This is a genomic window from Pseudomonas sp. WSY_20, from assembly GCF_043104335.1.
Lineage (GTDB): Bacteria > Pseudomonadota > Gammaproteobacteria > Pseudomonadales > Pseudomonadaceae > Aquipseudomonas > Aquipseudomonas parafulva_B.
Map to the genome: position 1 here is coordinate 1 of NZ_JBICKP010000017.1, position 17,907 is coordinate 17,907.

General features: G+C 64.1%; 12 protein-coding genes and 1 pseudogene. 5 read left to right on the forward strand and 8 right to left on the reverse strand.

Annotated features, from left to right (window positions below):
• From ACF8E5_RS03160 to tssB, 8 genes and pseudogenes are all read right to left on the reverse strand, one after another.
• Positions 1 to 314 (reverse strand): annotated as a pseudogene (locus ACF8E5_RS03160) (hypothetical protein); the annotation flags it as partial.
• 55 nt (positions 315 to 369) lie between these two features.
• Positions 370 to 1,320 carry a type VI secretion system lipoprotein TssJ gene (gene tssJ, locus ACF8E5_RS03165; protein ID WP_196127941.1) on the reverse strand — a complete coding sequence of 317 codons (951 nt, stop codon included), beginning with the start codon at positions 1,318 to 1,320 and terminating at the stop codon, positions 370 to 372.
• Positions 1,317 to 2,309 (reverse strand): FHA domain-containing protein, encoded by a 993-nt coding sequence (locus tag ACF8E5_RS03170; RefSeq protein ID WP_392474895.1) that lies wholly within the window; start codon positions 2,307 to 2,309, stop codon positions 1,317 to 1,319. The genes tssJ and ACF8E5_RS03170 overlap by 4 nt, the downstream gene beginning before the upstream one ends.
• The gene (gene tssG / locus ACF8E5_RS03175) at positions 2,306 to 3,325 is read right to left on the reverse strand and encodes a type VI secretion system baseplate subunit TssG (RefSeq protein WP_196127943.1); all 1,020 of its coding nucleotides are present in this window, start codon (positions 3,323 to 3,325) and stop codon (positions 2,306 to 2,308) included. Before tssG ends, ACF8E5_RS03170 begins: the two co-directional genes overlap by 4 nt.
• Positions 3,289 to 5,055, reverse strand: coding sequence for a type VI secretion system baseplate subunit TssF (gene tssF / locus ACF8E5_RS03180; protein ID WP_196127944.1), 1,767 nt, complete (start codon positions 5,053 to 5,055; stop codon positions 3,289 to 3,291). The genes tssG and tssF overlap by 37 nt, the downstream gene beginning before the upstream one ends.
• Positions 5,056 to 5,062: 7 nt before the next feature.
• On the reverse strand, positions 5,063 to 5,494 hold the full coding sequence (tssE, locus tag ACF8E5_RS03185; protein ID WP_144965157.1) for a type VI secretion system baseplate subunit TssE: 432 nt from the start codon (positions 5,492 to 5,494) through the stop codon (positions 5,063 to 5,065).
• Positions 5,495 to 5,511: 17 nt separating this feature from the next.
• On the reverse strand, positions 5,512 to 6,996 hold the full coding sequence (tssC, locus tag ACF8E5_RS03190; RefSeq protein WP_196127945.1) for a type VI secretion system contractile sheath large subunit: 1,485 nt from the start codon (positions 6,994 to 6,996) through the stop codon (positions 5,512 to 5,514).
• A 73-nt stretch (positions 6,997 to 7,069) separates the two neighbouring features.
• Complete coding sequence (gene tssB / locus ACF8E5_RS03195) at positions 7,070 to 7,579, reverse strand: type VI secretion system contractile sheath small subunit (RefSeq protein WP_144965159.1); 510 nt, start codon at positions 7,577 to 7,579, stop codon at positions 7,070 to 7,072.
• A gap of 284 nt (positions 7,580 to 7,863) precedes the next feature.
• Between tssB and tssH the strand changes: the two genes are divergently transcribed.
• From tssH to tssM, 5 genes are read left to right on the forward strand one after another with little or no spacing between them, the layout of a single operon-like run.
• Complete coding sequence (gene tssH / locus ACF8E5_RS03200) at positions 7,864 to 10,434, forward strand: type VI secretion system ATPase TssH (protein WP_392474896.1); 2,571 nt, start codon at positions 7,864 to 7,866, stop codon at positions 10,432 to 10,434.
• A 10-nt stretch (positions 10,435 to 10,444) separates the two neighbouring features.
• On the forward strand, positions 10,445 to 12,037 hold the full coding sequence (locus tag ACF8E5_RS03205; protein WP_392474897.1) for a sigma 54-interacting transcriptional regulator: 1,593 nt from the start codon (positions 10,445 to 10,447) through the stop codon (positions 12,035 to 12,037).
• On the forward strand, positions 12,034 to 12,759 hold the full coding sequence (gene vasI / locus ACF8E5_RS03210; RefSeq protein ID WP_196127948.1) for a type VI secretion system-associated protein VasI: 726 nt from the start codon (positions 12,034 to 12,036) through the stop codon (positions 12,757 to 12,759). Before ACF8E5_RS03205 ends, vasI begins: the two co-directional genes overlap by 4 nt.
• Positions 12,760 to 12,779: 20 nt before the next feature.
• The gene (gene tssA / locus ACF8E5_RS03215) at positions 12,780 to 14,198 is read left to right on the forward strand and encodes a type VI secretion system protein TssA (protein ID WP_392474898.1); all 1,419 of its coding nucleotides are present in this window, start codon (positions 12,780 to 12,782) and stop codon (positions 14,196 to 14,198) included.
• A 22-nt stretch (positions 14,199 to 14,220) separates the two neighbouring features.
• Positions 14,221 to 17,889 carry a type VI secretion system membrane subunit TssM gene (gene tssM / locus ACF8E5_RS03220; RefSeq protein WP_392474899.1) on the forward strand — a complete coding sequence of 1,223 codons (3,669 nt, stop codon included), beginning with the start codon at positions 14,221 to 14,223 and terminating at the stop codon, positions 17,887 to 17,889.
• Positions 17,890 to 17,907: the final 18 nt, after the last annotated feature.

Sequence of the window (17,907 nt, forward strand, 5' to 3'; positions counted from 1 at the left end):
ATGGGCATGCCGCTGCGCAGCATGCGGAAGACGTTCTTGAGCGCGTCGCCAAACAGCGGCACCAGGGCGATCAGGCAGAGCACCAGTTCGATCCAATTGTCGGCGTTGTCGCTGTCGCGGGTCAGCGAATGGAGGGCGCGCAGGATGTTGTAGGCGTCGAGCGCCTGACCGACGCCGGGAATGCAGCCGAGCACGACGGTGACGACCATCTGGCTGACGGACTGGCCACGGCCTTCGACGACTTCCCGTACCCAGGTGAGAATTTCGGCGAGGGTGTCGGTTTCGGCCTGCCTGATAATGGTCTTAGTGTTCATACCGTAGCCTCCCGCTCGTATGCCTGTGAGTTGAGGGCGACTTCCTGTCTCGATGTCATTTCATCGGTCTCGGTTTCGGCTGGCGGTAGCGCTCTTCGGTGATGGCGACCGCGTTGTCGTGGAGGGTGACCAGCAGGGCGTACTTGTGCCCGTTGGGCTCCAGGCGCAGTACCTGTTTCCAGGTGGCGCCGTTCTGGTCGTGGAAGTTGGCGAAGACGGCGAGGTAGCGGGTGTCCTCGTGGATATCCGCGTAGTCGATAAACTTGAACTGGCCGGGCAGCAGGATGTAGTCGTCGTCTTCCAGATAGGTTTTGCCGAGGGCTTTCTTGAGGTTCTGGGTGAGCAGGTCGAGGTCGGCGTTGAGGAACAGCGAGTCGTCCTTGAGCTGCAGGATCTTGAAGGTGATGGGCGTGGCCACGGCCTCGGGCGCGGGGCTGGCGGCGCTTTCGGCCGGGGCGGTGCCAGCGTGCTGCCAGGCGTCGGTGGCCGCGTCGAGCCAGGCAGGAGCGCGGTCGTCGAGGGTGTTTGGCACCAGGGGTACGTCATAGGTGCGCCGCGCCAGCGCTTCCAGGTCGGGGATACGGGACAGGGCCGGCGTGGCGGGCGTGCCATCGGCCTTGGGTATCTGCAGCGAAGGGTCGAAGGGAATGCCTTCTGCCAGACGTGCAGGCGCGTCGCCCGAACCACCGGACTGCAACTGGTTGAGCAGAATGCTGAGTTTGTCGATCAGGTCGAGCTGGTCACTGCCCGTCAGGTTGATCTGGTAGAGCGCCTGTCCGGCTCCGTCCACGCCGATGGGCGTGGCCACGGACGGAGTGTGGACGGTGGCGTCCGCTTCGGCCTGTGGGGTGTTCGGGTTGGGGTTGACGCTGGGGCTGGCGTAAAGGCTGAACGCCACTTGCGTGGTCGGCCCCAGGGGCTCTTCGTCTTCGCCGAAGCCGAGCAAGCTGCAGCCGGGCAGGCTCGCGGCGGCGAGCAGGAGTGCGAGGTGTGGTTTGAGTTTCATTGCGCTTCCATCTCTTGTGTGCGCTGTGCCTGGTCGTAGGCCTGGTTGAATGCCTGCCAGAATCTTTCCAGTTCGGCGCTGGACGGTGCGGACGGCAACATAGCGTCGAGCCCTATCGTGATGGCATGGGTGAGGAGGGCGTCGGGCTGTTGTGCCTGTGCCGGGTTCATGGCGGTTTGGGTGGCTGTGGCGCTGTATGTCGTCGGCGCCGAAGGCTGGAGGATGTCGAGCAATGGCCCGGCGGTGCAGGCCGGTGCGGGCGGCAGCTCTGCCACCAGGTAGGAGCTGACGGCGGCTTCGGGCCGTGCGACGGGCAACCCGCTGATGGCTTCGAAGCGGGTGGCGGCCAGATCCGGCTGGGTGCTGGCTGGCGTCATGCCGTGGTGGATGTCTTCGATGAGGCTGTACTGGTGCGTTTCTTCGATTGCGTGGCCGGCATTGAGGGCCAGCAGTGGGTCGAGATCGCCGCTGCGCCCTTCTGCACCTTCCAGCCAGGCTTGCAGGAGGTCTTTCTCTGCCGTGGGCAGGCTGTCGGGCGTGGCATCCAGTGATAGTGGCTCGAACAGGTCAAGGCGTTCGTCCTGGAGGTTGAGCAGTTCGCCCAAGTCGTACTGGATGAGATGGCGCGACGGGTCGAGCAGTGCATGCTGCTGGTCGTGCAGATGAGCGGATACCCGGTACGGGCCGATGTGCAGGATGTCGCCTTCGGCCAGGCGGGCGCTGACGTGCAGACCCAGGGCGACGTCGCTGCCGTTCAGGCGCGTGAGGCCTGAGCGGTCGACGACGCAGAACAGGCCTTCGTCGAGCACGATTTCGCAGTGCACGGGGAGAATGCGCTCGCGGTTGTCGCTGAGCAGCCAGTCGGTGCCGTGGCTGCCGATAGTGCCGCCCGCCGCCTCGAAACTGTAGCTGGGCGCGCAGCCCTGACGCAGTATCTGCGGGTTGACGACCACCAGGGCAATGCGCGGTGTGTTGGCGGGCCGGTTCATGAGCGCACCCTGATGCGGACGGTGGATTGGCTGCGCAGGCTCTGGCGATCCATGAAGCTCGTCCAGCCCAGATGGGTGCCGTTGCTGCGCTTGAGGTTGAAAGGCGGTACTTCTTCCTGACGCAGCCCCAGCTCCAGGTCGTAGGCGGTCGGGTCGGGCAGCAGGAAGTCGATCAGTTTGCGCAGCCGGGCGAAGTTCTCGCCGCTGGGCAGGAACTGGCGGAAGCGTTCTTGATTCAGATCGCGGATGACCAGGGTGAACTTGCTGGCGCGTGTGCGCACCCGGCCGCCGAGGACGAAGCTGTCGCCCAGGGTGCCGTTGCGCTCGCCCAGCGCCAGGCGCTGGGGCTGCGGGATGTCCATGTAGCGTTGCTCGAACTCGCGGATGCTGACGTCGGTGAGGTCGAAGCAGTGGGCAATGATGCCGGAGACGACGGTGGGCGAGCGGCTGCGGCTGGCGATCAGGCCGGCATAGCTGAGCAGGCGGCTCCAGGCGATGGGCGTGGTGCCGCGCAGTTCTTCGTCGTTGAGGCCCATGAGGGAGAACACGTAGCGCGAGAAGCGATCCTTGGCTTCGCGCCGGAAACGCACGTAGTAGCGGTATTTGCGCCAGGTCTGGTGCAGCAGGGTGAGCAGGCGGTGGTTGAAGAAGTCGAGGAAGGCCGGGCGGATGCCGATGCCCTGCGCGTGTTCGTAGGCGAGCCTGTCCAGGTAGTAGCCGGGCAGCGGGGAGTCCGGCCCGTGCATGCCGAGGAAGGTGGCCTGGACGCGGTAATCGCCCTGGACATGGGGCGGCATGCGCTCGGCCAGGGCGACGTCGGAGGCAGGAAAACCCAGGCCCGGATAGCTGGCCAGACGCACGCGCAGGTTGTCCGGGTCGAAGGTGTCCGCTGCTTCGAGGTCGTCCTCGTGCAGGTGGTGCAGATGCTCCAATAGCCGGAAGAAATCGTAGTTCCTTGCCTCGGCCAGCAGGGCATCGGCTAGATCAGCGGTTGCTTGCCGGTCTGCAATGGCCATTCGTAGCGCTCGTTGTTGGTGGTGTTGAGGACTTGCAGTTGATGGAATGAGTTGATGCTGGCGTACAGGCCGAAGAAGTGGCTGAGTACGGTGCCGAACAGGTAGAGGTCGCCTTCACACAGGAAGGCGCTCTGGTCGAGCTTGAGCAGGGTCTGCAGGCCGCGGATGGGCAGGCCTTTCATCAGTACGTCGGCCGGGGTGGTGATCGCTTCGCCGATGCCGTCGAGGCGCTTGCGGGTGCTACGGGCTTGCTGGATGTCATGCAGTGCGGCGAAGTCGTAGGCGCGAATGACGGCCTTCAGCGGCTCGGCCGAGAGCAGCGACAGGTAGTTCAGCGACAGGTTGGAGATCAGTGTCCATTGCAGTGCGCCGTCCAATACCGGGCGGTACGAGGGGGTGGGGCGCGTGATGTTGGCGTAGGTAGCGAACCTCGGCGTGCTCTGGGTGGGCAGGCAGATATCGCCAGCGCCGAGGGCCAGCGGCAGGTTGCGGTTGGTGCAGGTGAGTGAGATCGAGACGGTTTCGCTATGGCCGATGTAGTCGGTTTCGTCGCCGCGCACGAAGGCGATCCGATGGACGACGCCATCCTGGATTAGCGCGGGCTCGATGCGGCTGCGGTAGTAGAGCGCGGTGCGCCCGTGGGCATGTTCGATTTCGTGCTGGAACGACTCGAACGGATGAAAGGTACGCAAGCGTTCGCCGCGCTGGCCGTCGGACTTGACCCGCCAGCCGCTGACGTTGTCGATGCTGAAAATCTCAAAGTATTCGGGGCGCTGGCCGGTGGGCATCAGCCGTTGATCGACCCTGCGCCCGTCGAGGCGAACCGGTTCGGCATCGTGGGGGAAGAGGTTGACTGACGGGGTGCAATACAGCGCGATGTCAGCGGTGCGCAGGCGAATGTCGGCGGGCATTGGCCGCGAGAAATGCAACTCGAAGCGGATGTGTTCGGTAGCCTGGGCGGGCCAGAGCGCGCGCAGACCGGTCAGGCTGAAGAAGTGGAAGCGCTGCGGGAAGACGAAGTATTCCTGCAGGATACGGTAGCCATCGAAGGCGTTCTTCGAGTAGGGCAGCAGCGCTTCGTCCGGATCGAAACCGGGAAACGCCACCTGCCTGGGGGACAGATGGCGTACCTGGCCGTCGCATTCCACGGTGATGCCGCTGAGGTATCTGGACAGCCACAGGTAGAGCGTCTGCGCGGTGGTGCCGTCGCCGCTGAGGTGGAAGTCCAGCCGGTCGCAATCGATGGCATCGAGCGGGTTGTCAGTGATGGACTGCAGGTCGATGCGGACGATGGACTTTTCCCGGGTGTGTGCGTCGCTGACCTCGCGCAGGCGCAGTGGATAGAGCACGACGTCGGTGCAGGTGCGGAACTCGCAGGATACGCCGGAGACGGGCCGGGACAGCATGCGGGTGCCCTTGGGGATCACCTGGCGTTCGCTGACGGCCCGCTCGATCGGATCGAAGCGCATGATGGTGGCGCTGGGCAGCGGGCGCAGGTAGTTCGGCCACAACAATTGCAGCAGCGAGTGGGTGAGCTCGGGAAGGTCGTCCTCGATCTTCAGCCGCAGCTTGGCGGTGAGGAAGGCGAAGCCTTCGATCAGGCGTTCTACGTCCGGATCGGCCGTCTGGTCGCCCAGAAAGCGTGCAAGCTGAGGGTTTTCGAGAGCGAACTGGCTGCCGAGCCGGCGCAGCAGGTTCAGTTCGTCGCGGAATTTGGTGCGTAACGGCATACCTGCCTCATCCCGATATCCTTATGAGCCGATCCAGTCCGTTGACGACCAGGTCGATCTCCATCTGTTCTTCCATCCCCTGCAGGGGCACCAGGCAATCGAGCCTGATATGCAGGTTCAGGGGCTGGGTGGCGTCAGGCTGCACGCGCACGCTGACAACCTTGATGCGCGGCTCATGGGCCGCGATCGAGCGGCGTATGTCTGCGCCGACCCGCTGTTGCAGGTCAGTGCTGCCTAGTGAGGCGTTGTTGAAGTCCCGCAGGCCCAGCTCAGGGCTGCTCGCGGAGCAGCCCTGGCGGGTGTTGAGAATGCGTTCAAGGTTCTGCTTGATCCCCCGGATGCGCTCCTGTACCTGTTCCTGCCGAGACAGGATGCGCAGGAGAGGAACGTCGGGGTCAAGCCGCTCGAACAGACTCCCTAGACCCGCCGATCTTGGCATGGGTACTCCTCCTTACTTCACTGATCCTTGTCGAGACGGCCCACGAGGGACAGTTCGAAGTTGGCGCCCATGTACTTGAAGTGCGGCCGCACGGCCATCGAGACCTGGTACCAGCCCGGATTGCCGGCGACGTCCTGCACCTCGATGTGGGCTGCACGCAGCGGACGGCGGCTGCGCACGTCGGCGGACGGGCTTTCCTGGTCGGCGATGTACTGCTTGAGCCACATGTTGAGCTCACGCTCCAGATCCTGGCGTTCTTTCCAACTGCCGATCTGTTCTCGCTGCAGCACTTTGATGTAGTGGGCCAGGCGGTTGATGATGAACATGTAGGGCAGTTGCGTGCCGAGTTTGTAGTTGGTCTGCGCTTGCAGGCCTTCCGGTGTCTTGGGGAAGATCTTCGGTTTCTGCACGGAGTTGGCCGAGAAGAAGGAGGCGTTATCGCTGTCCTTGCGCATGGTCAACGGGATGAAGCCTTCTTCCGACAGTTCGAATTCCTTGCGGTCGGAGACCAGCACTTCGGTCGGGATCTTGGCCTGCAGTTGCCCCAGGGACTCGTACAGGTGCACGGGCAGGTCGTCGACCGCGCCGCCGGACTGCGGGCCGATGATGTTCGGGCACCAGCGGTAGCGGGCGAAGCTCTCGGTGATGCGGCTGGCCAGCAGGTAGGCGGTGTTGCCCCACAGGTAGTTGGCGTGATCGCCGTCTATGCCTTCCCGGTAGGTGAAGCTGCGCACCGGGTTCTCCAGCGGGTCATAGGGCTGACGCAGCAGGAAGCGCGGCAAGGTCAGGCCGAGGTAGCGCGCATCTTCGGTTTCGCGCAGGCCACGCCACTTGGCGAAGCGCGGGCCTTCGAAAATGTCTTTGACTTCCTTGAGGTCGGGCAGGCCCTGGAAGTCGTCGAGGTTGAAGAACTCCGGGCCGGCCGCTGCGAGGAAGGGCGAGTGGGCCATGGCACCGACTGAGGCGACGTAGCGCAGCAGCTTGATGTCCGGCGCGGCGGGGCCGAAGGTGTAGTTGCCGACGATGGTCGCGGTCGGTTCGCCGCCGAACTGGCCGTAGCCTGCGGTGTAGACGTGCTTGTACAGGCCGCTGCGGGTGATGTCGCCGGCGCTCTCGAAGTCTTCCAGCAACTCGTCCTTGGTGACGTGGAGCACTTCGATCTTGATGTTCTCGCGGAAGTCGGTGCGATCCACCAGCAGCTTCAGGCCGCGCCAGGCGGATTCAAGCTCCTGCAACGGCGGCTGGTGCAGGATGATGTCCATCTGCTGGCTGAGCTGGTGGTCGAGCTCGGCGATCATCTGGTCGACCAGCACTTTGTTGACCGGTTGCTCGCGGTCGTCGGACTTGAGCATTTCGGTGATGAAAGCGGCCACGCCGCGTTCGGCGATGGCATAGCCTTCCTGGTCGGGCGCGATACGCGTCTGGGCCATGATCTGGTCGAGAAGGCTGGAAGAATCGGTGGCGCGCTCAGCGTCGACGAGCGCTGCGTTTTCTTGGGTCATGATGTGACTCCTTGTCAGTACGCGAAGGAAGACCCGGGACGGCTGTCCCGAGCGGCAGTGCCAGGACTGCCGATCAAGAGTTCAGGGGTTGATCCGGCTGCAGGCCGAGTTCCTGGGTCAGTTTGTTGCGGGCCTCTTCATTGGCTAGCAGTGTTTGCAACTGCTTGCGGAAGGCCGGCGCATTGCCCAGCGGCCCTTTGAGGGCAACCAGTGCTTCGCGCAGTTCCAGAAGATTGTTGAGGGCGGGAACCTGCTTGGCGATGGCGTCGGGCGAGAAGTCGCTCATCGATTTGAATTGCAGGTTGAAGGCCAGGGTGTCGCCTTTGTCGCCATCACCGAGGATGGACGGCACTTCCAGGTCGAGCTTCAGTTCGGCCTTGGACAACACGGCATCGAAGGTGTCCTTGTCGATCCTGACGGCCTGGCGCTCTTCCAGCGCCTGTTCTTCCCCGTGTCCCTTGAAGTCGCCGGTTACCAGCAGTTTCAGGGGCAGTTCTATTTCCGCTTGCTGGTCGCCGGTGGCGGGAACGTATTTGATATTGATGCGTTCCTGCGGGGCGACAGATCCTGGTTTGCTCGACATGCTAAAACTCCTTTTTCAAAAACCACTCAAACCGCGGCGAGGATGACGAGTGCTTTTCTATTGTGTCAATCAAAAAACCAGCTCAGCCTAAAAAGCTGAAGTATGTCCCTAAAATCAGAAAAGTCTGATTGTTAGGCATGTGATTATCTGGTCAGACTCTTGGGTGTTTTTATTTGCAAGCGCAGGATGTGTCGTCAGGAAACTGCACGGTGCGCATCAGGCGCAGGGATCAGGTGGCGGCCCCGGTTGGATGGCCGCAAGTATCTAAGGAGTTGTTCCCTGAGATGATCAGGATTGATCTGCCGGCGCTTTTCGAACGCCTGAATCCGGCTTGCCGGCATGGCCTGGAAGAAGCTTCCAGCCTGTGCATCACACATCGCGGCGCAGAAGTGACGGTGCCGCATCTGTTATTCAAGCTCCTGGATAACCCCTTGGGTGACGTGCGGATACTGCTCAAGGACGGCGGTATCGATGTGGATGCCGCAAGGCAGGCGCTCTCGTCTGCGTTCGCCGGGCGGGACGACGGTAATGACCAGTACCCGTCGTTCTCTCCGCTGCTGATCGAGTTGTTGCAGGAGGCTTGGCTGCTCGGCTCGCTGGAAGCGAAGCAGGACGTCATCCGTGGTGGCAGCCTGCTGCTGGCCGTGCTGATGAATCCCGGCCGCTATCTGCCCCTGCAGGCCATTCGGCTGCTTGAAGACATCAACCGCGAGACGCTGCGCAAGCAGTTCAACGCTTTGCTGGCCAACTCCTCCGAGACCCCGCAGGACTCGGAGGCGGGCGCTGCGGTATCCCCAACTGCGGCAGCCGAATCTGGCCTGGCCAAGTACGGTCAGGACATCACCGCCCAGGCCCGCGAGGGGCGCATCGATCCGGTGCTGTGCCGTGATGCGGAGATCGATCTGGCCACCGACATCCTGTCTCGGCGGCGCAAGAACAATCCCATTGTGGTCGGCGATGCCGGTGTCGGTAAGAGCGCCGTAGTGGAAGGGTTGGCGCTGCGCATCGTGCAGGGACGCGTGCCTGAGCCGCTGCGCCAGGTGGCCTTATGGAGCCTCGATCTGGGGGCATTGCAGGCCGGAGCCTCGGTGAAAGGCGAGTTCGAGAAGCGCCTGAAAATGGTGATTGAGGAGGTCAAGGCGTCCGCGAAGCCGATCATCCTGTTCATCGACGAGGCGCATACCCTGATCGGTGCGGGTAATGCCGCCGGTGGCAGCGATGCGGCGAACCTGCTCAAGCCGGCGCTGGCGCGCGGTGAGCTGCGCACCATCGCGGCCACGACCTGGAGCGAGTACACGAAGTATTTCGAGAAAGACCCCGCGCTGTCGCGGCGCTTCCAGTTGGTTAAGCTGGACGAGCCGAGCCCGGAGCAGGCGGTGCATATCCTGCGTGGGTTGCGCCCGGTCTACGAGCAGGCCCATCGCGTGTATATCGGCGACGACGCGCTGCAGGCCGCGGCGGCGCTATCGGCGCGCTATCTGTCCGGCCGGCAGTTGCCGGACAAGGCCATCGATGTGCTTGATACCGCCTGCTCGCGGGTGGCAACGGCGCTGGCCGAGCCGCCCCGGCCGCTGTCTGCGCTCGGCAGTGAGCTGCTGCAGGTCGACGCGGAACTCGAGCACCTGCAGCAGGATCGCCAGGCCGGCCGGAATGTCGATATCTCTCGTCTGGAAGCTCTGCATACGGCGCGCGACGAGGTGCAAACGCGTATGGCCCAGCTGCAGGCGGCCTGGGGGCAGCAGCGGGCGCTGGTGGATGAGATCCTGACATTGCGGGCCGAGGCGAAGGACGATGTTCTGGTACGTGAACAGCTTGTCGCCAAAGTAGACGAATTGACCCTGTTGCAGCGCGAAGGCGCGCTGCTGCATGCGGACGTGGGGCGGGAGCAGGTGGCGCAGGTGATTGCGGACTGGACCGGGATTCCGGTCAATACCATCACCAGCGACCGGGTGGAGCGCCTGGGCAGCCTGCCGTTGGTGCTGCGCGAACGCGTGCGTGGCCAGGATGCGGCCATCGAGCGGGTGCACCGCTATCTGTTGACCGCGCTGGCCGATCTGCGCCGGCCCGGTACGCCGCTGGGGGCTTTCCTGCTGGTGGGGCCAAGCGGTGTCGGCAAGACCGAGACCGCGCTGGCGGTGGCTGACAACCTGTTCGGCGGCAAGCAGTTCCTGACCACCATCAATATGTCCGAGTATCAGGAGAAGCATACCGTTGCGCGTCTGCTCGGCGCGCCGCCAGGCTATGTCGGTTACGGCGAGGGGGGCGTGCTGACTGAGGCGATCCGCCAGCGGCCGTATTCGGTGGTGTTGCTGGATGAGGTGGAGAAGGCCCACCCGGAAGTGCTCAACATCTTCTATCAGGCGTTCGACAAGGGCGAGCTGGCCGATGGTGAGGGGCGCCTGATCGACTGCAAGAACATTCTGTTTTTCCTGACCTCGAACCTCGGGTTCGACCAGCAGGACGATAGCCTGGGCGACCTCGATGACGAGGCGCTGCGCGGACGGTTGATGCGTTTCTTCAAGCCCGCCTTGCTGGCACGCATGCAGGTGGTGCCGTACCGCTATCTGGATGAGGCGGTGCTGGGCGAGATCGTCGATGCGCGTCTGCAGCGTATCCGGCGGCAGTATGAGGAGCGCTACGGCGCGCAGTTGGAGGTGGACGAGAGCGCCCGCGCGGAACTGCGCCGCCGCTGCATCCGCCACGAAAACGGTGCGCGCATGCTTGATGCCAGCCTCGATGGTGAGCTGCTGCCGCCTCTGGCGCTGGCAACCTTGCAGCGGCAGGCCTCCGGTGAGCCTTTCTACAGTGTCCGTCTGGACTGGGATGAGCGCGAGTTCCGGGCGATTCTGGATTGAGGGAGGACGCATGGAAGCGTTGCAGATAGCAAGGCTGGCGGGCGAGATGGCCGCGACGACACAGTTGGAGCGTTTGGCGCAGATTTTCCTGTCGGCTGCCGTGCAGGCGCATGGCCTGGAGCAGGGATTGTGCTTCCAGCGCGATGCCGAAGGTGGCTGGCTGCAACCGCTTGCCAGCACGTCAGCATCACTGGCGGTCGAGGAGTTACCGGCGATTGACCTGGGAGAGCAGGACAACCCGCTGGTCTACAACCTGCTGGCGGGCCAGCCCTGCCAGATCGACGATGTGCTGCAACTGGTCGCCGTTGGCGATAGCTTCGACGCGCTGCGCGCACGTTTGCCGAGCCGGGCGGGTTTGCTGGCAATGCCCCTGCTGGATGCCTGCCAGCAGGCTCAGGGGGTATTGGTCTGGGTCGGTGGTCCGGATGACTTGCATGCCTGGCGTGCCGATCCCGTGTGTCAGGCGCTGACGGCCATGTACGCCGGGTTGTTTGCCCGGCTGCGCGAGCGAATGGCGGCGGACAGGAGCGCCCGCTACGAGCATTCGGTGCGCAAGGCGCGCGAAGCCGAGCAGGGGCGGGCGCGGGCGGTGCGTCTGCTGGCCGCCGAGTTCGTCGGCAGCAGTGCGGCGGCCCGGCGGGTGCGCGAGGAGATGGTCAATCTCGCCGATTCGCACCTGTCGGCCCTGATCACCGGGGAAACCGGGGCGGGCAAGGATCACGCTGCCTGGCTGATCCATCAGGCCTCGGCGCGCGCCGGCAAGTTCGTACCGGTCAACTGTGCGGCAATCCCGAAAGACCTGATCGAAGCCGAATTGTTCGGCAGCACCCGGGGGGCGTTTACCGGGGCGACCCAGGCGCGTATCGGATTGGTCGCCGAGGCTGATGGCGGCACCCTGTTCCTGGACGAGATCGGCGATATGCCGCTGGAGCTGCAGAGCAGGCTGCTGCGTGTGCTCAACGAGAAGAAATACCGGCCGGTGGGCGCGACGGACGAGCGTGCGTCGGACTTTCGCCTGATCTGCGCGACGCATCAGCCGCTGCCGCAGATGGTTCGCGATGGCCTTTTCCGCGAGGATCTGTATTTCCGTATCCGCCAGTTGAACCTGCACCTTCCGGCACTGCGCGAGCGGATCGAGGATGTGGCGCCGCTGGTGGCGCATGCGCTGCTCCAGCACAACCGGGAGCGGCAGGCGCATGTAGCCGGCATTGAGCCTGATGCTTTGCGCCTGCTGGAGGCCCATACCTTCCCCGGTAACGTGCGCGAGCTGCGCAGCCTGGTGCTGGCTGCCGCCGAACGTACCGGGAACGGCGAAGCCATCTGTGCAGAGAGCGTGAGCGCGCTGATGATGTACTTCGAGCCGCCCCTGGCAGTACCAACAGACAACCAAGACGACGCGGATGCGTTGGTTCAGCAACTGCTGGCAACCGACAACCTGCCGGAGGCCGTCGATGCTTTCGAGCGAATGATGATCGACATCCGTCTGCGTCAGCTCGACGGTTCGCGTAGTCGCGCAGCACTGAGCCTGGGTATTCCCAAACGCACCTTGGCACGTAAATGCCAGCAATGGAATCTGGATGATAGGGAGGTTCGTTCCTCATGAAAGTGTTTATCCCACTGCTGCCCGTGTTGTTGCTGGTGGGCGCGGGGTGCGATGCCCAGGGTACTGGGCAAGTGGAGTCAGGAACGGAGGCCGTAGCGCCGCTCGATCTTTCCTTGCGCGATTGCACTACGATTGTGTCGGCGGTGGAGCGGCTGGCCTGCTTCGATGAGCGGGACGGTACGCCGCCGCTTCCTGTCGTGTCGCGTGAACAGTCTGATGATCGTGACACGGCGCCGCGTATCGTGGTGCCGTCGATTGTCGATCTGGTGCGCGACAACGAGGCGGCCAGGTCTGCCCGGGACGATGCGCGCTTCCTGATTACGGAAACCAGCGATCCGGTTCTGGATCAGCCGCAGGTGGTGATCTCCGCACCTGCGCTGGGTGTGGCCGAGCAGCGGCCGTATCTGGCGATCAGTTGCCTCTCCAATATCACCCGCCTGCAATTGCTGGTGGAGCAGCCGATCGAGCGTAACCAGATACCGGTGCGTCTGGTGCTGGACGAGCGCCCGATTACGGCAGCGAAGGTGTCCTGGCAGGTGCTGGAGGTGGGCACTGTGGTGGATGCCGGGCGCGGCCTGGTCGCCATCGATCAGCTGCGGCGGGTGAGCGAGGGCGCCCGTTTGCGTCTGGAAAGCGACTATATCCCGTTCGACGGGCTGGTGTTCGATGCCAGCGGGCTGAAGGGCCTGGTGGATCGTCAGCGGGAGGCCTGTCACTGGTGAGCGATTACCTAGCGTTGGACATGGAAACCCTGCTGGCGCCGCTGGACGAGAAACAACCGGCGGGCTACTTCGACGAGGAAGATGCGACCTTCCAGGGCATCGAGGAGGAAATGGCGAAGCTGGGCAGCCTGCACGAACCCGGTATGGACTGGGCCTATATCGACGAGGCGGCGCGGGAATACCTGACGCGGCAGTGCAAGCATCTGCGGGTGGCCGGTTATCTCATCACCGCGCGGTTGCGCACGGGGGGATGGCAGGACTGGGCCGAGTCGCTGGTGCTGCTGGCCGGGATGGTCGAGCGCTATTGGGAGTCCGCCTATCCCAAGCCAGGTGCCACCGGCTACCTGGCCAAGCGCCGTACGGTGGCCCTGTTGTTCGAGCGCCTGAGCGAGGCGTTGCCGAAGCTCGACCCGGCGAGTTTTGCCGCCAGGTACACCGAGATGGCCCGTAAGGCGCTGGAAAACCTGCGCAGCGGTGCCGCTATGACGCAACTCGATGACGGCTTGCTTACCAAACTGAGCGGGCAACTTACCCGCCGGGTGGAAGAGGATACGTCGCCGCTGCCGCCGCTTGCGCAGAGTTCACCGGCGCCAGGGCAGAAGGGCGGCAAGGCGATCTCCGAGCAGTTCTTTTCCTCTGCGGGCGGCCTGCAGTTGGGCAACGAGCGTGAGAGCAGGAAGACGCTGCTGACGGTCGCCGAGTTCGTCAACCAGCAGGATGCCTACGATCCTGCGGGCTACCAGTTGCGCCGCTTCGCGCTGTGGGCGCATCTGCATGCGGCGCCCTCGGCCCGGCACGAGAGCCGCACGGAGTTGCACGGTGTCCCTGCCGATACCGTTGCACACTACGAGGATGCGCTTGGCGCCAATGTCGTCGATCCCATGCTGCTGCACCGGATCGAAAAGAGTGTGGTGTCGTCGCCCTACTGGGTACGCGGCAGTTTTCTGGCCGCGAGTGTGGCCGGGCGTCTGGAGATGACGGAGGTGGCGGAAGCGATCCGCCATGCCGTAGTGCGTTTCGTGCGCCGCCTGCCCACGTTGCTGGAGCTGAAGTTCCATGACGGCCGGCCGTTCATCGATGACGAGACTGCCCGCTGGATCAGTACCAGCGGGGAGGACGAGGCCCAGGGAGGTGCCTGGCAGGAATACGGCGCCTTGCGCGAGGAGTTGATCGCGCAGCTCGACAGCGAGGGCGTGGAGGTGGTGCTGCACCGCCTGCAGGACTTGCAGAAGGCGGACAGCTCGCCACGCCAGCGCTGCCACGTCACGGTGATCGCCGCCGATTTGCTCGCGGCGCGCGGCCTGTCCTGGCTGGCCGAGGATCTCTATACGCACGCCATCGGTTTGATGGAAACGACCAACGCACAGCAATGGGAACCGGAGCTGCATGCGCAACTGACGCAGCGGGTTTCTCCACAGGCTGCCACGAGCCTGGGTTGAAAGGTTAAAGGAGTAGCGTCATATGTCGAGAATCTGGACTTATCTCAAACGCTTCGGGTTGCCGCTGGTGCGCCAGTTCAACAGCGCGATGCCCGTTCTGCTGTTGCTGGCCTGCTGTTTTCTGCTGATTGGGATCTGGTGGCTTGGCCCGCAATTGACCTGGCGCGATCAGCAGCCGCTGGCTGAGCTGTCGATGCGGGTGCTGGCTACCGTGCTGTTGGTGCTGGTGCCCACGTTGATCTGGGCCCTGGTGCTGCGCAGCCGCAACCAGCGCTTCGAGGAAGCGCAGCGGCAAGCACAACGCCGGGAGGAAGACCCGTCGCTGCGCTTTGTAGAGGCCCAGGATCGGGCGCTGGATCTCAGCCTTGCCGCCTTGCGCCAGAACCTGGGGGGACGCGACGCACTGTACCGGTTGCCCTGGTATCTGGTACTCGGGGAGGAGAACGCAGGAAAGACCAGCCTGATCAACCGCTCCAACCAGAATTTTTCGCTGACCGCGATCACCAAGGCTGGCAGTCGGCGGCAACACGGTGATCCCGATCTTGCCTACCCGGTCGACTGGTGGATTGGCGACCAGGCTGTGCTGATCGACCCGCCTGGGGAAATCATCAGCCAGTCGGATGTGCCGCCCCTGGAAGGTGCGCCGCCGCAAGCAGCCGAGGGCGAAGATGGGGATGCCTCGTCCAGTGTTGACGGTGGCGAGAGCCGTCTGCCGCTCGGCACCCATGCCCGCTTGTGGAACGGTCTGGTGTCGTGGCTGGGCCGAAACCGCAGCCGGCGGCCGTTGAACGGTGTGGTGCTGGTGGTGGATATCGTCGCGTTGCTCGGCCGTGGTGCCAGCGATCGCAAGGCGCTGGCGATCCTGCTGCGCTCGCGTCTGGCCGAACTCAGTAGCCAGCTCGGCACCCGGCCGCCGCTGTACGTGACGCTGACCAAGTTCGACCAGCTCGAAGGCTTCGGCCCGTTCTTCGCCCGCCTGCCGCGCTCGGTGCGCGAGGACATCTTCGGTTTCACATTCACGTTGGAGTCGATGGACGACTTCGACGCCTGGCTGAGCGAGCTGTCGACCAGTTACGACGCATTCGTCTCCCGGCTCAACGAGCAGGTCTTCGACGCGCTCGGCGAACCGACCAGCCAGGAGCAGCGCGAGGGACTGTTCTCGCTGGTGTGTCAGTTGGCTGGTATGCGTCCGGTACTGCTGGGCTTCCTGCGGGAGATCCTCGGCAGCGACCGCTTCACCACGCCGGCCCTGGTGCGCGGCGTCTATTTCTCCTCGGTGTACCAGCAGGGGCTGGTGTGCAATGCCTTCGTCAATGCGGCTGCGCGCTCGTACGGCATGCCGGAGCCGGTACCGGGGGCGCAGCCGGACGGGCGTTCAGTGGTCTACTTCGCCCAGCGCCTGTTCCAGCAGATCATCTACCCCGAAGCGGGGCTGGCCGGTGACAACGTCAAGGTGCTGGCGGACAAGAAGCGGGTACTGATAGCCGGCTGTTGTGCCGCCACGCTGGGCGGTGTGCTGGTCGCCTCTGGCTGGCACCACTTCTACGTGGTTAACCGCGACAAGGCCGCCAGCGTGCTGGATAAGAGCCGCGAGTTCAGCGCGGCGCGTATCGATGGCCGTATTGACCCGACCGGGCGCAACCTGCTGGAGCCGCTCGACCAGATCCGCGGCGCGGTGGCCGTCTATGGCGATTACCGGGAGGCCTGGCCACTGGTATCCGACATGGGCTTGTATCATGGGCGCACGATCGGCCCGAAGGTGGACGAGGCATACCTGCAACTGCTGTCCAGGCGCTACCTGCCGGCGCTGGCCACGGGGGCGATGAATGCCATTGAGGCGGCCGGTGACAACAGCACCGATCAGCTCGCGGCACTGCGTGTCTACCGCATGATCGAAGACCGGGAGAACCGGCGCCCGGAGATCGTCGAGGAGTGGATGGCCCGGCAGTGGCAGACGGCATTCCCCGCTGAAGGCCGTGTGCAGGGTGCGCTGATGCGCCACCTGGAATACGCGATGAAATACGCCGATGCCAGCCTGCCGCAGTACCGGCAGCGGGTGCGGGAAGTGCAGCAGCAACTGCGGCAGATCCCGCTCCAGCAGCGGGTCTACATGGCGATGAAACAGCAGGCGCAGGATGCACTGTATGCCCCGCTGGATCTGCGCCACGAGGTCGGGCCGGCATTTGACACTCTGTTCAAACCGGTAGCGCAGCAGGACGGGCACGTCGGAACCCGTATCGACGCTTTGCTCACGGGCAAGGGGTTCCGTGGTTACTTCGAGCCGCGCAGCCACGACCTGACCGAACTGGCGATGATCGACCAGTGGACGCTCGGCGAGCGTGCCCGTATCGATTACTCCGAGGCGGACAAGCAAGCGCTGGCACAGCGTATCCGGGCACTCTACAACGCCGACTACATCGATACCTGGCATCGCTCGCTGGGCCAGCTCGACGTGGTGGACTTCGACAACATCTCGCAGGCTGTCGAGGTGCTGGGCAGCGTCACCAGCCCGGCTGCGCCCTTGCGCCGCCTGGTGGAAATCGTGCGTGACAACAGCACTATCTATCCGATGGCGACTGCGACCAGCGAGGGGGCGCAGGCGCAGATCCCGTCTAGCGAGGCCGTTTCCCGCGAACAGGCTGCGGTGATCTCGCGCGCCTTTGCCACGATGAGCGGGCTGCTGACGCCCAAGGGAGAAACGCCGCCTTTCCTCGACGGCACCATGCTGGCGATTGGTGATGTCTATGATACCGTCCGCGCCGTGCAGGACAGCCCGGATCGTGGCAAGGCGGCGCTGGAGAGCGTGCTCTCCCGCTTCACCCTCAAGGGGCCGGATAGCATCGGCAACCTGCAGCGCGTGGCCGCCGGACTGCCGGAACCGCTCAACCGCCATGTGAAGAAGCTGGCTGATGAGTCTTCGCATATCCTGCTGATCGAGGCTTTGCGGGAGTTGGAGCGGCGCTGGGATGCGGACGTCTACGGCTTCTACAGCCAGCGGCTGGCCGGGCGCTATCCGTTCAATCCGGCCAGTCGCGTCGATGCGTCCCTGGAGGACTTCGAGGCGTTCTTCGGCCCGCAGGGACGGTTGCAGAAGTTCAGGGAGCAGTACCTCAAGCTGTTCCTCGAAGACAATCTGGATGCACTGTACTCCGAGCGCCGGGGTGGCTACCTGGTGCGCACCGACGTGCTGGCGCAATTGGAGGCGGCTAACCGCATCCGCGACGCTTTCTTCAACAACCGGGGTGCGCTCGGCGTGCAGTTCGCTGTCGAACCGCTTGGCCTGACGCCGAACCGGCGTAGCAGCGTACTGGGCATCGAAGGGCAACTGGTGCCCTACAGTCATGGCCCCAGCAGCACTGTCGGCCTGATCTGGCCGAACAGCCTGGGCGATGGCACGGAAAGCCGCATCACGCTGATCAACAGCACCGGCAACAGCAGCAGCCTGACCTATCGCGGGCCGTGGTCGCTGTTCCGCCTGCTGGGGCAGGCGCGCGTCAATGGTGCTACCGACAACAGCGTGGATCTGAGTTTCACCGCCAACGATGGCGGCATGCGCTATCGCATCACCGCTGAGAAGGCCAACAACCCGTTCACCCAGCGTCCGTTCAATGGCTTCGTGCTGCCGCGCACCCTGCTGCAGGATTCTGCGGGTGTACGGGTGGCCAGTGTCGGACAGGATCGCAGCGGTTGAGGATGCGGACAACCCGCG

Bases quoted from the DNA above. Each gene is read 5' to 3' on its own strand.
- tssC (WP_196127945.1), bottom strand. From the start codon at position 6,996: ATGACCCAAGAAAACGCAGCGCTCGTCGACGCTGAGCGCGCCACCGAT.
- ACF8E5_RS03205 (WP_392474897.1), top strand. From the start codon at position 10,445: ATGGAAGCGTTGCAGATAGCAAGGCTGGCGGGCGAGATGGCCGCGACG.
- tssG (WP_196127943.1), bottom strand. From the start codon at position 3,325: ATGGCCATTGCAGACCGGCAAGCAACCGCTGATCTAGCCGATGCCCTG.
- tssH (WP_392474896.1), top strand. From the start codon at position 7,864: ATGATCAGGATTGATCTGCCGGCGCTTTTCGAACGCCTGAATCCGGCT.
- tssF (WP_196127944.1), bottom strand. From the start codon at position 5,055: ATGCCGTTACGCACCAAATTCCGCGACGAACTGAACCTGCTGCGCCGG.
- tssB (WP_144965159.1), bottom strand. From the start codon at position 7,579: ATGTCGAGCAAACCAGGATCTGTCGCCCCGCAGGAACGCATCAATATC.
- tssM (WP_392474899.1), top strand. From the start codon at position 14,221: ATGTCGAGAATCTGGACTTATCTCAAACGCTTCGGGTTGCCGCTGGTG.
- ACF8E5_RS03170 (WP_392474895.1), bottom strand. From the start codon at position 2,309: ATGAACCGGCCCGCCAACACACCGCGCATTGCCCTGGTGGTCGTCAAC.
- tssA (WP_392474898.1), top strand. From the start codon at position 12,780: ATGGAAACCCTGCTGGCGCCGCTGGACGAGAAACAACCGGCGGGCTAC.
- tssJ (WP_196127941.1), bottom strand. From the start codon at position 1,320: ATGAAACTCAAACCACACCTCGCACTCCTGCTCGCCGCCGCGAGCCTG.
- tssE (WP_144965157.1), bottom strand. From the start codon at position 5,494: ATGCCAAGATCGGCGGGTCTAGGGAGTCTGTTCGAGCGGCTTGACCCC.
- vasI (WP_196127948.1), top strand. From the start codon at position 12,034: ATGAAAGTGTTTATCCCACTGCTGCCCGTGTTGTTGCTGGTGGGCGCG.